Here is a 15,847-nt window from a genome sequence, read left to right as displayed (position 1 = left end):
AATAAGACACTTTTAGATAAAAATGAAAAAATTCACTAAAAAATACGGGTTTATTGGTTTATTTTTGGCTCTAAATCTTGGAATTTTGTTAGCAAACGTTACTTTACTAACAAATAATTGAATAAAACTAAATCCAAAAATTAACCATGAAGCCCTTTTAAAGTCAATTGTTGAAATTAAGATTCAAAAAAATGAGGAAGTTTCTTTTGCGACCGGTTTTGTTATAAATAATAAAATTATCACTAATAAACACATTCTTGAAAATAGCGATGAAATTGATATTTTTTACCGCTTTGCAAATGAAAAAGACTACAAAAAAACTAAAATTATAAAAATTTCACCAAACTATGACATATTAAGTTTGGAACTAAACACAAAAGTTAAAAACCTTGAAATAGAAGAAAATTTTGGTTATGGCGATGAAATTTTTACAATCGGAAATCCACATAATCTTGGCTTAACAATCAGCAAAGGAATAGTTTCAGGAACTAATAAAGTAGTTAATCAAAATTTTGTTCGAACTAGTATCACAATTGAGCCAGGAAATAGTGGCGGTCCTGTTTTAAATACTAAAAACAAAGTAATTGGTATTATGACTTTTCGGCTTATAAATGAAAAACCAGTTCAAGGTATTTCTTTTTTTGTCCCTTCAAATCAAATAAAAGAGTTTTTAAATTCAAATTAAATTTTTAATTTTCTAAATAATTCACTATTAAGTCCGTTAAATAAATATAGCAAAGCTATTAAAATTTGTGATTAGGTTTTACTCTAATAAGAAATTTCGCAGCACTGAAATAATATGCCATAAGTGGTAACATGTTGGTAGAGCCATTTTGTTCAATTAATGAATTGTACAGCGCCAGAACAACGGCATTTTAAGGCTCCTTTGTCTAAATGCTGTTTTATTTTAATAAAATATTCTACAAGACAATAAGTATACTTGCTCTTGCGTCTTGCCTTGCGGTATTCATCTTTTACTCTAAAATGCAATTTTATTACATACACACATGTTTTTCTCATAGGCCTCCTCGATGCCTTCGGTTTTACTCTAGTAAGAAATTGTACAGCACAAAAACTTAGAGAGCTTCATACAAATCCAAAAAATGTTTTACTCTAGTAAGAAATTGTACAGCACAAAAACGTATAATATAAGTAAGGCAATAAAAATGCCGTTTTACTCTAGTAAGAAATTGTACAGCACAAAAACGAACATACACAAAATTTGACTCATATTTTAGTTTTACTCTAGTAAGAAATTGTACAGCACAAAAACATTAATTTTAATACTTCGTATAATGTTTGCGTTTTACTCTAGTAAGAAATTGTACAGCACAAAAACAAAAGCGCCGATGCTGCAAACATACTTACAGTTTTACTCTAGTAAGAAATTGTACAGCACAAAAACACTTTTACCAAAAGCGTCTGTAATTAGTTTGTTTTACTCTAGTAAGAAATTGTACAGCACAAAAACCTCAGCACTAAATCCTTTTGGTGTATAATTGTTTTACTCTAGTAAGAAATTGTACAGCACAAAAACTTGAAGAGGCTCTCAAAAATGTCCAAAAAGGTTTTACTCTAGTAAGAAATTGTACAGCACAAAAACGACCGCAAATTTGGTTGTATTATTAAAAAAAGTTTTACTCTAGTAAGAAATTGTACAGCACAAAAACGAAAGAATTAAGAAAAGAGAACAAAATTGAGTTTTACTCTAGTAAGAAATTGTACAGCACAAAAACTAATTCCACTTTTCTGTTAGCTAGTTCGTTGTTTTACTCTAGTAAGAAATTGTACAGCACAAAAACATATAAGTAGTTTAAAAAATGGGTTGGCGAGTTTTACTCTAGCAAGAAATTGTACAGCACAAAAACAGAACGTTTTGGAAGAGCAAAAAGAAAATAGTTTTACTCTAGTAAGAAATTGTACAGCACAAAAACTAAGTCGTTTTTTGAAATTAATTTTATTGTGTTTTACTCTAGTAAGAAATTGTACAGCACAAAAACAATGGTCAAGTTTTTATCAAGACCCAGTCTGTTTTACTCTAGTAAGAAATTGTACAGCACAAAAACTATCACAAATAAAAGAAGAATTACCGAATAGTTTTACTCTAGTAAGAAATTGTACAGCACAAAAACATAATACACCACTGTTTTTTGATCAGTTTTGTTTTACTCTAGTAAGAAATTGTACAGCACAAAAACACAATATCAGTAAAAGTTCAATCTCAATAAGTTTTACTCTAGCAAGAAATTGTACAGCACAAAAACTAGCTTCAAATTGACTGCAAAAAACAATCGGTTTTACTCTAGTAAGAAATTGTACAGCACAAAAACACAATATCAGTAAAAGTTCAATCTCAATAAGTTTTACTCTAGCAAGAAATTGTACAGCACAAAAACATATAAGTAGTTTAAAAAATGGGTTGGCGAGTTTTACTCTAGTAAGAAATTGTACAGCACAAAAACCCATTTTATCCCCGTCTCCTGAATCAACATGTTTTACTCTAGTAAGAAATTGTAAAGCACAAAAACAGTTCTACCAAAAAGGCGTTCGAAAGAATTGTTTTACTCTAGTAAGAAATTGTACAGCACAAAAACAGACATTCCAAAGGGAACTGCATTTTTATTGTTTTACTCTAGTAAGAAATTGTACAGCACAAAAACAAATAAACAACTTAATTATTATATAAAAATGTTTTACTCTAGTAAGAAATTGTACAGCACAAAAACAAAAAGTGGTAACATGTTAGTATATAAATTGTTTTACTCTAGTAAGAAATTGTACAGCACAAAAACTAACATTAACACCACAAGTCAGCAAATTAGGTTTTACTTTAGTAAGAAATTGTACAGCACAAAAACTAAGTCTAGTTGTTCTTGTTCTTGTTGATAGTTTTACTCTAGTAAGAAATTGTACAGCACAAAAACTCCGTTTTTTCTATGATCCTGCTCTTTTTGGTTTTACTCTAGTAAGAAATTGTACAGCACAAAAACTGTATAGACTCCTTATTTTTTTATTTTTCGGGTTTTACTCTAGTAAGAAATTGTACAGCACAAAAACATACTGTTGTTTAGTAATAACTCTTGTATTGTTTTACTCTAGTAAGAAATTGTACAGCACAAAAACTAGTTCTTTATATAATTTCGATAGGCGGATGTTTTACTCTAGTAAGAAATTGTACAGCACAAAAACTACTCTTGGAGAGCACCTTTATGCCTTAAAGTTTTACTCTAGTAAGAAATTGTACAGCACAAAAACTGACTTTTCAACCTTATACTATAATTATACGTTTTACTCTAGTAAGAAATTGTACAGCACAAAAACACATTTTTGGTGGTGAAGACCATTAGTATTGTTTTACTCTAGTAAGAAATTGTACAGCACAAAAACTGACTATTAGATAGTATAGTATCATTTTTAGTTTTACTCTAGTAAGAAATTGTACAGCACAAAAACGTGGCACTGTTTGAATGCAGGCAAATTCAAGTTTTACTCTAGTAAGAAATTGTACAGCACAAAAACTTGAAAGATCTAAAATATTTTTTGCCGTTTGTTTTACTCTAGTAAGAAATTGTACAGCACAAAAACGGTGGTAACCCCCAATGATTAAGACACAAAGTTTTACTCTAGTAAGAAATTGTACAGCACAAAAACAATCAATTTTACTACCTCATATAAAGTTTTGTTTTACTCTAGTAAGAAATTGTACAGCACAAAAACACTTTTTGGGTCTAACAAACAATAACATTTGTTTTACTCTAGTAAGAAATTGTACAGCACAAAAACCACTTTTACCTTTTGTAAAATGAGTTGGTGGTTTTACTCTAGTAAGAAATTGTACAGCACAAAAACTGGGTTCATTTTTTCAATTTTTTCCTTTTCGTTTTACTCTAGTAAGAAATTGTACAGCACAAAAACATATGTAATTACAAAATAACGGGTTGTTAGGTTTTACTCTAGTAAGAAATTGTACAGCACAAAAACCGAACTTGCCGTATAAACTATTTAATACGAGTTTTACTCTAGTAAGAAATTGTACAGCACAAAAACACGATACAAACAGTATTGTCTTAAAGAAAAGTTTTACTCTAGTAAGAAATTGTACAGCACAAAAACAGATAAGACCAGATCTAGAAAAGATAACTAGTTTTACTCTAGTAAGAAATTGTACAGCACAAAAACAGCACGTAATTTTATTAGATTTATAATTGAGTTTTACTCTAGTAAGAAATTGTACAGCACAAAAACGCTGGACGTCAATTATAAATCTAATAAAATTGTTTTACTCTAGTAAGAAATTGTACAGCACAAAAACCGGGTTCTCCTTGTTGTCCTCTTTCTCCAGGTTTTACTCTAGTAAGAAATTGTACAGCACAAAAACAATGCTAGTTCAAAGTCTCAGATATAATAAGTTTTACTCTAGTAAGAAATTGTACAGCACAAAAACAAGGTCATGACAAAACTCTGGGACATAAATGTTTTACTCTAGTAAGAAATTGTACAGCACAAAAACTGCTCTAATATAATTATAACATATTTTTTTGTTTTACTCTAGTAAGAAATTGTACAGCACAAAAACGTCACTGCTCTCTTGGTTGTATTGTTCTTTGTTTTACTCTAGTAAGAAATTGTACAGCACAAAAACGCAGGGCACTGCAGATTTCTCCGTTTTTTGAGTTTTACTCTAGTAAGAAATTGTACAGCACAAAAACTAAGTCGGCGGATGCAGCAAACATTCTCACCGTTTTACTCTAGTAAGAAATTGTACAGCACAAAAACATCAGAAGATTGCTCAGCATACTGTTCTTTGTTTTACTCTAGTAAGAAATTGTACAGCACAAAAACGAACAAAGAATTAATAAGGTCAATTGCCTTGTTTTACTCTAGTAAGAAATTGTACAGCACAAAAACTGTGTAGACTCCTTATTTTTATATTTTTAGGGTTTTACTCTAGTAAGAAATTGTACAGCACAAAAACCTGTAAATATTAGCATAGGTTCCTCTAATAGTTTTACTCTAGTAAGAAATTGTACAGCACAAAAACAAATAACGAATTAATAAGGTCAATTGCCTTGTTTTACTCTAGTAAGAAATTGTACAGCACAAAAACATATAATTAGAGTATAAGGTTGATAAGTCAGTTTTACTCTAGTAAGAAATTGTACAGCACAAAAACAGCGCGGAAAATGTTATCGAGCATTTTTTTGTTTTACTCTAGTAAGAAATTGTACAGCACAAAAACGTTATCAATCAACTACTTAACTATATTATAGTTTTACTCTAGTAAGAAATTGTACAGCACAAAAACAAAAAAATATCATTCGCAATAATTTTCGATGTTTTACTCTAGTAAGAAATTGTACAGCACAAAAACAAACTATAACCTTTATTTTTTGAAGCAGTAGTTTTACTCTAGTAAGAAATTGTACAGCACAAAAACGTCTAAACTAATCCTAAACAATTTAGCAAAGTTTTACTCTAGTAAGAAATTGTACAGCACAAAAACATAAAGGTCAGGTTTTTAAATTCTCTTTGTGTTTTACTCTAGTAAGAAATTGTACAGCACAAAAACCTGGTTATAGTTTGTTATCTTATCCATTTTGTTTTACTCTAGTAAGAAATTGTACAGCACAAAAACTAATTCTTTATACAAATTTGCCAGGCGGATGTTTTACTCTAGTAAGAAATTGTACAGCACAAAAACTAAGGAAGCAAAACAAAAAAGCAACCTTATGTTTTACTCTAGTAAGAAATTGTACAGCACAAAAACAGTCAAAATAAAAAACTTTATTGTTAATTGGTTTTACTCTAGTAAGAAATTGTACAGCACAAAAACTTTTATGGAACATATAGTCCGTGTTTGTAAGGTTTTACTCTAGTAAGAAATTGTACAGCACAAAAACCCATTTTGTCACCATCACCTGAATCAACATGTTTTACTCTAGTAAGAAATTGTACAGCACAAAAACAGCGGAGCAAAAAAGAAATTAAAGTCTTTTGCGTTTTACTCTAGTAAGAAATTGTACAGCACAAAAACGTATAATTCAACCCTTACTTTTGCTGTAACGTTTTACTCTAGTAAGAAATTGTACAGCACAAAAACAAGATAAACGGCAGTTTTTCATGCCTTGAAGTTTTACTCTAGTAAGAAATTGTACAGCACAAAAACACAGTCTCTCTTTTTTTCCTCAGACAAGTCGTTTTACTCTAGTAAGAAATTGTACAGCACAAAAACAACTAGATCTATATCAAGAGTATATTGTTCGTTTTACTCTAGTAAGAAATTGTACAGCACAAAAACAATTTTAAGTTTCACTCAAAAGAAGATTACGTTTTACTCTAGTAAGAAATTGTACAGCACAAAAACGGCGTTTCATTCTTTGGCAACTGTTTTTGCGTTTTACTCTAGTAAGAAATTGTACAGCACAAAAACCAAAATTTGCAGACAATCCAATTTTTAGACGTTTTACTCTAGTAAGAAATTGTACAGCACAAAAACATATAATTATTATATAAGGTTGAAAAAGTCAGTTTTACTCTAGTAAGAAATTGTACAGCACAAAAACCCCTATTTACTGGATAATTTCCAACAGGTTGTTTTACTCTAGTAAGAAATTGTACAGCACAAAAACTTCTCAGAAAATATCAGCAATTGGCTTTGTGTTTTACTCTAGTAAGAAATTGTACAGCACAAAAACTCACAGTCAGTTTTTATGACTCAGAAAATGGTTTTACTCTAGTAAGAAATTGTACAGCACAAAAACCTATAATATAAGTAGTTAGTTGATATATCAGTTTTACTCTAGTAAGAAATTGTACAGCACAAAAACAACAGAATCGTGAATTGAGTGCAAAAACTGGTTTTACTCTAGTAAGAAATTGTACAGCACAAAAACGTTGTTTTAGTTTGTGTTGATCTTTAAGTTGTTTTACTCTAGTAAGAAATTGTACAGCACAAAAACCTCATTTCCAAGAAAAAAAGGTATTTTTTTTTAATTTTTAAACTAAAAAATCAATTATAAAAACGTTTTTAGTTTAAAAAACTTGTTTTTATTTTGTAAAAATGTATTTTTGCTTCCATTTTCTCTTCTTCAGAAGTGTATATTAACTCATCTTCATCAATAGGCCGATTTTTGAGATTTTCAAAATAACGAATAATCGGTAAATTATCAATTACATCAATTACAGTTTTCTGTGAATAAAAAGCAACTAATTCAAGTTCACTAAATTTGGAAATATATTTTGTAAAATCATTTGTCAAAATTAGGAAAGTTACATTATGATATTTAAAAAGTTTTTCCAATTTTATATAATCAAGATCTTTTAGAATTACAAGTGTCTGTTTCATTGTACTAAAAATAATTTCGGCGAGATTCTCAAAGTTTTCCTTATTTATTAATATATCATTTTCGATGTTAAAAATTGCTTTAATTAGTTTTACATTATCAATTTCATAGTTTAAAAATTCAAATCCTAGCTTTTGATTGATTTTATCAACAATTCCATCGATTTTTTCATTACGAAAAAAGATACTTTCGCTTCAATATTCATCGTTAATTATAGAATCACCAAGTCAGTTTTTAGCACTTAGACTTAAAAATTCTGAAAATTTTGTCAAATTAGTAATTAAAACTGAATCTTTTAGCGATATTTTTCTTGACATAAGTTCAAAGACCTTTGATTCACTTTCATATTCATAATTAAAAAGATGACTCAAAAATAGATCTGTATTTTCAGTTTCAATGATTTTTACGTTAGTTTTAAGTTGGACTGTATTGTTAAGGTTATTAAAAAATTTTAGCATTATAGTTTGATATAATCCTCCTCTAGATTATAGATTTCATTTTTGGACTTTGTGCCATTAAGAATTTCGATGTTTTGATATTGTTTTTCAGTTAACATCGCAATTCTAATATTTGAATTTTTGGGAATAATTCTTAAAAGTTTCTTTTTCTCACTATTATATTGAAGGTGAGTTGGAATTATTTTAGAATAAATTGAGTATTGCAACCTGACATAGCCAAGTTTATAAAGTTCCTTAATGAATTTGTTATAAAGTTTATTATCATCTTCATTAATATAATAAATGTCATACATTAATAAAATACGCATCTCTCTAGTATTAACTTTGATCACTTTCTGTAGTAATTTCCCTATAATTTTCTTTTAAATTAAGAATGTCCATAATTTCAAATTCCATATATTTGCTAAATTTAATATGTTTGCCTTTATATTCAATATGCTGGCTAAAGGATTTAAAAAGTGCTTCTTTAAAATCCTGAAAATTAAGAAATTCAGCATTGATATGACTATAAACAATCTGGTCAACTCAATAGCGATAAGGTTCCATTAAATCACAAGCAAGCGGAAAATTGTTATTAAAACTCTTATGGTAAATTCCAAGTCGATTGTCAAGACCTTTGCCGCAAATAATCCGGGCAACATAACTAAGTAAGACAATATAACCGTAATTTAATAAGATGTTAATATTGTCATCACCATCTTGGTCGCGAATAAAACCTTTACCAAATAAAAGTTTAAAATATAACTTTGCCGCATGGCCTTCGCGATTGTTAGTATCATAAGGTTGAACATCGTGAAAATAGTCTCACATTTTGGCTTCATCTTCTGAATTAATTTTCTGAATTGACTTTAAAACACTTATGGATCTTTGAATTTTTAGTTTGATAATTTCTTGTCAAGTTTTAGTTTTGTACGGAATATCTCATTTTATTTGCTCTTGAAAGATCTTATTATTATAGTAGCCGCTGTAAGGAATTATTAACGATTGCGGTAAATGATTTTTGCAAATAATAATGTTTACCTTTTTTTCAACAAGTTCATTGATGACTGGAATTGATATAGTTGCTCTGTCGTTTTCAAAAATTAAGACATCAACTGTATCAATGGGAAAAACAAATTTTTCACTGTCTTTTTTGATCACAATGTTGTTTAGAAAAAGATAAACGTATTCTGATTCGCTAATTTCAATGATTTTTTTCATAGTAATACTCGTTTTTTATATGAATAAAAAAAATAAATAAAAAAATAAAAAATGGTGTATAATTAATTTTGCATACATAAGTATGCGCATAAAATTTTACTCTAGTAAGAAATTGTCGCACAAAAATAAGACGCATTATGCTGTCGAATTTCCCCACCTAGTGGGGTTTTTTTATTTTTTAGTAAAGGTTAATGCTTAAATTTTTGGTAAAATTTAATAAATGGCGAATTATAATTATTTAATAATCAATAATAAAAAATGCAAAAATTAATATTTTGAGCAGAAAGGTTAAAAATATGCATAATAAAAAAAATATTACTATTGGCTTTGACCTCGGGATTGCATCTGTTGGATGAGCAATTATTGATAGTACCACAAGCAAAATACTTGATTGAGGTACACGAACTTTTGAAGAAAGAAAAACCGCCAATGAAAGACGTGCTTTTCGTTCAACTAGAAGGAATATTCGTCGAAAAGTATATCGAAATCAAAGATTTATTAACCTAATATTAAAATATAAAGATTTATTTGAACTTAAAAATATTAGTGATATTCAACGCGCTAATAAAAAAGATACGGAAAATTACGAAAAAATAATTTCATTTTTCACAGAAATATATAAAAAATGTGCGGCAAAACATTCAAATATTTTAGAAGTAAAAGTTAAAGCTCTTGATTCTAAGATTGAAAAATTAGATTTAATCTGAATATTGCATGATTACCTTGAAAATCGTGGCTTTTTTTATGATTTACAAGAAGAAAATGTTGCTGATAAGTATGAAGGAATAGAACATCCTAGCATTTTATTGTATGATTTTTTCAAAAAAAATGGTTTTTTTAAATCAAACAGTTCTATCCCAAAAGATTTGGGCGGTTATAGTTTTTCTAATTTGCAATGGGTTAATGAAATTAAAAAACTTTTTGAAGTCCAAGAAATTAACCCAGAATTTAGTGAAAAATTTTTAAATCTTTTTAGTTCGGTTAGAGATTATGCGAAAGGTCCAGGATCTGAACACAGTGCTAGTGAATATGGAATTTTTCAAAAAGATGAAAACGGAAAAGTTACTAAAAAATACGATAATATTTGAGATAAAACTATAGGAAAATGCTCATTTTTTGTTGAAGAGAATAGATCTCCAGTTAATTACCCATCTTATGAAATTTTCAACCTGTTAAACCAATTAATTAATTTAAGTTCCGAGTTAAAAACTGAACATAAAAAAATATGACAATTAAGTTCTAATGATAGAAACGAACTTCTTGATGAATTATTAAAAGTAAAAGAAAATGCAAAAATTATATCAATTTCACTCAAAAAAAATGAAATTAAAAAAATAATTCTTAAAGATTTTGGGTTTCAAAAATCAGATATTGATGATCAAGATACAATTCAAGGTAGAAAAATAATTAAAGAAGAACCAACTACAAAATTAGAAGTAACAAAACATTTATTGGCAACAATTTATTCCCATTCTTCTGGTTATAATTGAATAAATATTAATAATATATTGAAATTTTTGCCATTTTTAGATGAAATTTGCATAATTCTTGACCATGAAAAAAGTCGTGGGCAAGACGAAGTTTTAAAAAAATTAACTGAGAAAAATATTTTTAAAGAATTAAATATTGATAGTGAAAAACAATTAGATTTTGTTAAATCCATCTTTAGTAATACAAATTTTAATTTTAAGAAAATTGGTAATTTTTCACTTGAAGCAATAAGGTTATTTTTGCCAAAAATGTTCGAACAAAATAAGAACTCAGAATTTTTAAAGTGAAAAGATGAAGAAATAAGAAAAGAATGGGAAATACAAAAATCTAAATTAGCAAAGAGTGATAAAAAAACTAAATATTTAAATCCGAGAATTTTTCAGGACGAAATTATTTCACTTGGAACAAAAAACACATTCGAACAAGCAGTTTTAGTTTTAAACCGAATTATCAAAAAATATTCAAAAGAAAATATAATTGACGCAATTGTTATCGAGAGCCCTCGCGAAAAAAATGATAAAAAAGGAATTGAAGAATTAAAAGAGTGAAATAAGAACAATGGTAAAGCAAAAAGTCTTGAAAAATTATTTCAAATTTTGAATTTAAAAAGTAAAGGTTATGAACTTTCTGATTTAAAAACAAAGCCTAATAGTCTTACAGATAAATTAAGATTTTACCATCAACAAGATGGCATAGATCTTTATAGATTGAAAAACATTGACATACATGAATTGATTAAGAAAAGCCGAGAATATGAAATTGATCATATAATCCCATATTCAATGTCTTATGATAATTCGCAAGCAAACAAAATATTAACAACAAAAGCAGAAAACCAACAAAAAGGAAAATTAATCGCTAGTGAATATATAAAATCAAAGGGGCAAAAATTTTATAACGAATACTATGAAAAAGCAAAAGAATTATTCGATAAAACAAATAAAACAAATAAAACAAATAAAACAAATAAAAAGTCTAAAAAAATAGCTGCTTTAGTAGATTCTTTTGTATATTTGGATGAAAATTCTGCAAAAAATAGATTTCGATTTTTAACGCTAGAAGATTATGATGAATTTCAAGTTGAATTTTTAGCCAGAAACTTAAATGACACAAGGTATTCAACAAAATTATTCTATCATGCACTTATAGAGCATTTTGAAAATAATGAGTTTTTTACATACATTGATGAAAATTCTAGCAAGCACAAAGTAAAAATATCAACAATTAAAGGTCATGTTACCAGATATTTTAGAATAAAGCCGGACAACGATAATAAGAAAGAAATTGAAAAAAATCGTGAAAATAACGAGCATCATGCTGTTGATGCAGCAATTGTTGCGATTATTGGTAGCCAAAACCCTCAAATCGCTAATCTTTTAACACTTGCAGATAATAAAAATGATAAAAAATATTTTCTTCATGATGAAAACCATAAAGAAAACATTGAAACTGGTGAGTTAGTTAAAATTCCAAAGTTTGAAGTCGATAAGCTTAAAAAAGTTGAAGATTTAAAGAAAATAATTCGAGAAAAATATGAAGAAGCAAAAAAACACACTCCTATAAAATTTTCGCGAAAAATTCGCAATATTATAAATGGAGGTCTATCAGATGAGACATTATATGGATTTAAATATGATGAAAAGCAAGATAAATATTTTAAATTTATTAAGAAAAATCTTGTTACAACCGAAAACAAAGATTTAAGAAAATATTTTGAAAATCCTTTTGGCAAAAAAGCTGATGGAAAAAGTGAATATACTGTTTTAATGGCGCAATCACATTTGTCGGAATTTAATAAATTAAAGGAAATTTTTGAAAAGTATAACGGCTTTAGCAAGGACTCTGGAAAAGCTTTCGTTGAATATATGAATGATTTGGCGTCGAAGGAACCAACTTTAAAAGATGAAATTGAATCAGCAAGAGCAGTTGAAAAATTGCTATATTATAATTACAAGCCCTCTGATGAGTTAACTTGTTACGATAATATTGACAACAAAAATTTTAAGCGATTCTACAAAAACATCAAAATTATTGAGTACAAATCTATTCCGATAAAATTCAAAATTGTAAGCAAGCATGATGGCGGGAAATCTTTCAAGGATAAGCTATTTTCTCTTTACTCACTAGTTTATAAAGTTTACGAAAATGGGAAGGCAATCTATAAATCTATTCCAGTTACTTCACAAATGAGAAATTTTGGAATTAGTGAATTTGATTTTCTTGATGAAAATTTGTACAATAAGGAAAAACTCGATATTTACAAATCTGATTTCGAAAAACCGATACCTGTTAATTGCAAGCCAATTTTTGTGCTTAAAAAAGGGTTAATTTTAAAGAAAAAAAGTTTAGATATAGATGATTTCAAGCAAACAAAAGATACGAAAAACGAAAATTATTATTTTATTTCATCAATGACCAAAAGTGATAATGTTGATACAATCTATGGATTAAGACCACTTAACTTTAAAGTTGAAAGAGCCATTCCACATACAACAAATCCAATTTTTAAACAATATATTCCTATACATCTTGATGAATTAGGAAACGAATATCCTGTAAAAATAAAAGAGCACACAGATGATGAGAAGCTAATGTGCACAATTAAATAACTATTTGCCTATTTTATTAGTAAAAGTTTACACAAAATACTAAATATTTAATATTCCCGTTTTTGGTTTTTTGTTTATCCTTTTCTTGTTCCGTTTTTGTAAATTTGCCCAAAATCTTGTCTAAAATGTAAAATTTTGACTTTTAAAACCTCTAAATTCAGCAATTTTAATGTATTTATTTTGTCTACAATTGTCAATTTCAATTGTTTATTTTAACTCGCCTTTTTAATACTTCAGAAACTAATATACTAGTTTACCTTTATTTTATTAGTTTTTCTATTTAGAGCTTTGGATTTATCACAAAACCACTAATTTTGTATAACTTTATACTCATTTTAGCCTTTTTATATTATAATTTAATAATTAGTATCATGTATGACCATAAATTAATAGAAAAAAAATGACAAAACTATTGGCAAAAAAATAACGTTTTTCAAACGAGTGAATCTTCGGACAAAAAAATCTATATTTTAGATATGTTCCCTTATCCTTCGGCAGCCGGATTGCATTTAGGGCATCCAATTGGATATACAGCATCAGATATAATTGCAAGATTTAAACGCCTTAATGGTTTTGATGTTCTTCACCCGATGGGTTGAGATGCTTTTGGTCTTCCGGCTGAACAATATGCAATTCAAACAGGCAACCACCCTGCAGATTTTACTAAAAAAAATATTGAAAACTTTAAAGAACAAATAAATTCCTTTGGTTTTTCATATGACTGAAGTAAAGAAATTAACACAAGTGATCCAAAATTTTATGAACAAACCCAGTGAATCTTTAAACTTTTGTATAAGGTCGGTCTAGCTGAAATTCGTCAGACACAAGTAAATTGATGTCCAAAATTAGGCACAGTTTTAGCAAATGAAGAAATAAGTCGTGACAAAGACGGAAATTTAGTAAGTGAGCGGGGTAGTTTTCCTGTTGAAATCAAAAAAATGGATCAGTGGGTGCTAAAAATCACTCAGTATGCCCAAAAATTGCTTGATGGTCTTGAAAATATAAATTTCCCTGACTCATTAAAGTTGCTCCAAAAAAAATGAATCGGCAAGTCTGACGGCGTTATTCTTAAGTTTTACTTTGAAAATAGTCAAGATTTTATTGAAATATTTACAACAAAAATTGAGACTATTTATGGTGTTAGTTTTTTAGCTATTTCGCCTTTGCATGATTTTGCAACAAATCTTGCAAAAAAAGATGTTGAGATTAGCGACTACATTGAAAAAAACAGTTTTTCTAGCCCCAAACTTCAAAGTCAAATTTCTGGTATATTTACTAATTTATACATGATTCACCCGTTAAATTCTCAAAAAATTCCACTTTATATTGCAAATTATGTGCTAAATGACTACGGAACTTCGGCAATTATGGGAGTTCCAGCTCATAATTTAAATGACTTAGAATTTGCTAAAATTTTTGCAATTGACTATTTAGAAGTAATAAATGACAAAAAAATCCTGATAAATTCAGCAGAATTTAACAATTTTGATGTCCAAAGTGCTTCAAAATTAATCTTTGAAAAATTAGAAAAATTAGATCTAGCAAAAAAAAGTATTTCTTATAAAATTAAGGACTGAGTTTTTTCAAGACAAAGATATTGAGGAGAGCCTTTTCCTGTTTATTTTGATCAAGATGGCAAAATTTATCTTGAAGAAAAAATTGTTGTACTCCCACATTTAGAAAAAATTGTTCCCTCAGGTGATGGCCAGTCCCCGCTTGCTTTACAAAAAGATTGAGTTTTTTTTGAGAAAAACGGCAAAATCTACCGCCGCGAGACTAACACAATGCCCCAATGAGCCGGAAGTTCGTGGTATTATCTTGCTTTTATTTTAAAACAAAATGATGGTTCATATTTAAAATTAGACTCAAAAGAAGCTTATAAAAAACTGCAAAAATGACTTCCAGTTGACATTTATATCGGCGGACAAGAACATGCAGTTGGCCATTTGCTTTATTCACGTTTTTGGCATAAAGTTTTATTTGAAGCTGGAATTGTTCCAAATTTTGAGCCTTTTGACAGAGTTATTCACCAAGGAATGTTACTTGGACCCGACGGACAAAAAATGTCTAAATCCAAAGGAAATATTATAAATCCTTATACAGTTTTAGACAAATATGGCGCTGATAGCGTTCGAATTTTTCTAATGTTTATGGGGCCAATTAATGAAAATCGAGCCTGGGATGAAAAAGGTGCAAATTCAATTTATGCTTGAATTCAAAGGGTTATTAGAATTATTTTAAAAGATTACAAAATTGATCCTGAAGTCGAAAAAGATTCTGATTTTAGCTACTTTTATAATAATTTTGTCTTTGAAATTACTAATTTAGTCCAGGATTTTAAATTTAATGTGGCTATTTCGAAATTAATGGTCTATATTAATTTTTTAAGTAAACTTGAAACAATACCGTCAAAAAAATATCTTGTTGATTTTTTAGTAATTCTATCGATTTTTGCCCCTCATATTTCAGAGGAATTATTAGAAAAATTAGAGCAAAAACCGGTTCATTTTCACGCCTGACCCCAATTTGACAAGGCTAAAATTGTAAAAAATACTTATAATTTGCCTATTTCAATAAACGGTAAAACTAGAGCAATTTTGGAATTAAATGACGACCAAAGCCAAGATGAAATTATCGAAATTGCCAAAAAACACTATAAAATACAGCATTTTTTAGAAAATCAGTTAATACTTAAGACAATTTTTGTACCTAAAAAAATTTTAAATTTCATTGTAAAAAAATAAGC

At 28.3% G+C, this 15,847-nt stretch carries 6 protein-coding genes and 1 CRISPR repeat array; of the genes, 3 read left to right on the top strand and 3 right to left on the bottom strand.

Annotated features, from left to right (window positions below; all coding sequences use genetic code 4):
• Window positions 1–22: 22 nt before the first annotated feature.
• Complete coding sequence (locus U3G01_RS03015; RefSeq protein WP_255031127.1) at window positions 23–685, top strand: S1C family serine protease; 663 nt, start codon at window positions 23–25, stop codon at window positions 683–685.
• Between the two features lie 355 nt (window positions 686–1,040).
• A CRISPR array of direct repeats spans window positions 1,041–6,959; the repeat unit is 36 nt; unit sequence GTTTTACTCTAGTAAGAAATTGTACAGCACAAAAAC.
• A 68-nt stretch (window positions 6,960–7,027) separates the two neighbouring features.
• On the opposite strand, the gene U3G01_RS03010 is transcribed toward U3G01_RS03015, so the two are convergent.
• Genes U3G01_RS03010 through cas1 form a run of 3 tightly spaced genes read right to left on the bottom strand, consistent with a single transcriptional unit; the run spans window position 7,028 to window position 9,001 of the window.
• On the bottom strand, window positions 7,028–7,801 hold the full coding sequence (locus U3G01_RS03010; RefSeq protein WP_255031125.1) for a hypothetical protein: 774 nt from the start codon (window positions 7,799–7,801) through the stop codon (window positions 7,028–7,030).
• Window positions 7,801–8,094 (bottom strand): CRISPR-associated endonuclease Cas2, encoded by a 294-nt coding sequence (gene cas2, locus U3G01_RS03005; protein ID WP_179850655.1) that lies wholly within the window; start codon window positions 8,092–8,094, stop codon window positions 7,801–7,803. The genes U3G01_RS03010 and cas2 overlap by 1 nt, the downstream gene beginning before the upstream one ends.
• Before the next feature lie 25 nt (window positions 8,095–8,119).
• A complete protein-coding gene (cas1, locus tag U3G01_RS03000; RefSeq protein WP_255031123.1) occupies window positions 8,120–9,001 on the bottom strand; it encodes a type II CRISPR-associated endonuclease Cas1 in 882 nt (293 codons plus the stop codon).
• 296 nt (window positions 9,002–9,297) lie between these two features.
• Here cas1 and cas9 point away from each other — a divergent pair, with 296 nt between their 5' ends.
• Together cas9 and leuS are read left to right on the top strand one after the other, a co-directional pair.
• The gene (gene cas9 / locus U3G01_RS02995; protein ID WP_255031122.1) at window positions 9,298–13,101 is read left to right on the top strand and encodes a type II CRISPR RNA-guided endonuclease Cas9; all 3,804 of its coding nucleotides are present in this window, start codon (window positions 9,298–9,300) and stop codon (window positions 13,099–13,101) included.
• Window positions 13,102–13,472: 371 nt separating this feature from the next.
• Window positions 13,473–15,845 (top strand): leucine--tRNA ligase, encoded by a 2,373-nt coding sequence (gene leuS, locus U3G01_RS02990; protein ID WP_255031121.1) that lies wholly within the window; start codon window positions 13,473–13,475, stop codon window positions 15,843–15,845.
• The last annotated feature ends 2 nt before the right edge of the window (window positions 15,846–15,847 follow it).

It is taken from the genome of Mesomycoplasma ovipneumoniae (assembly GCF_035918255.1).
Lineage (GTDB): Bacteria > Bacillota_I > Bacilli_A > Mycoplasmatales > Metamycoplasmataceae > Mesomycoplasma > Mesomycoplasma ovipneumoniae_A.
The sequence above is the reverse complement of the archived record's forward strand: the minus strand, read 5'-3'. Positions and strand labels throughout refer to the sequence as shown.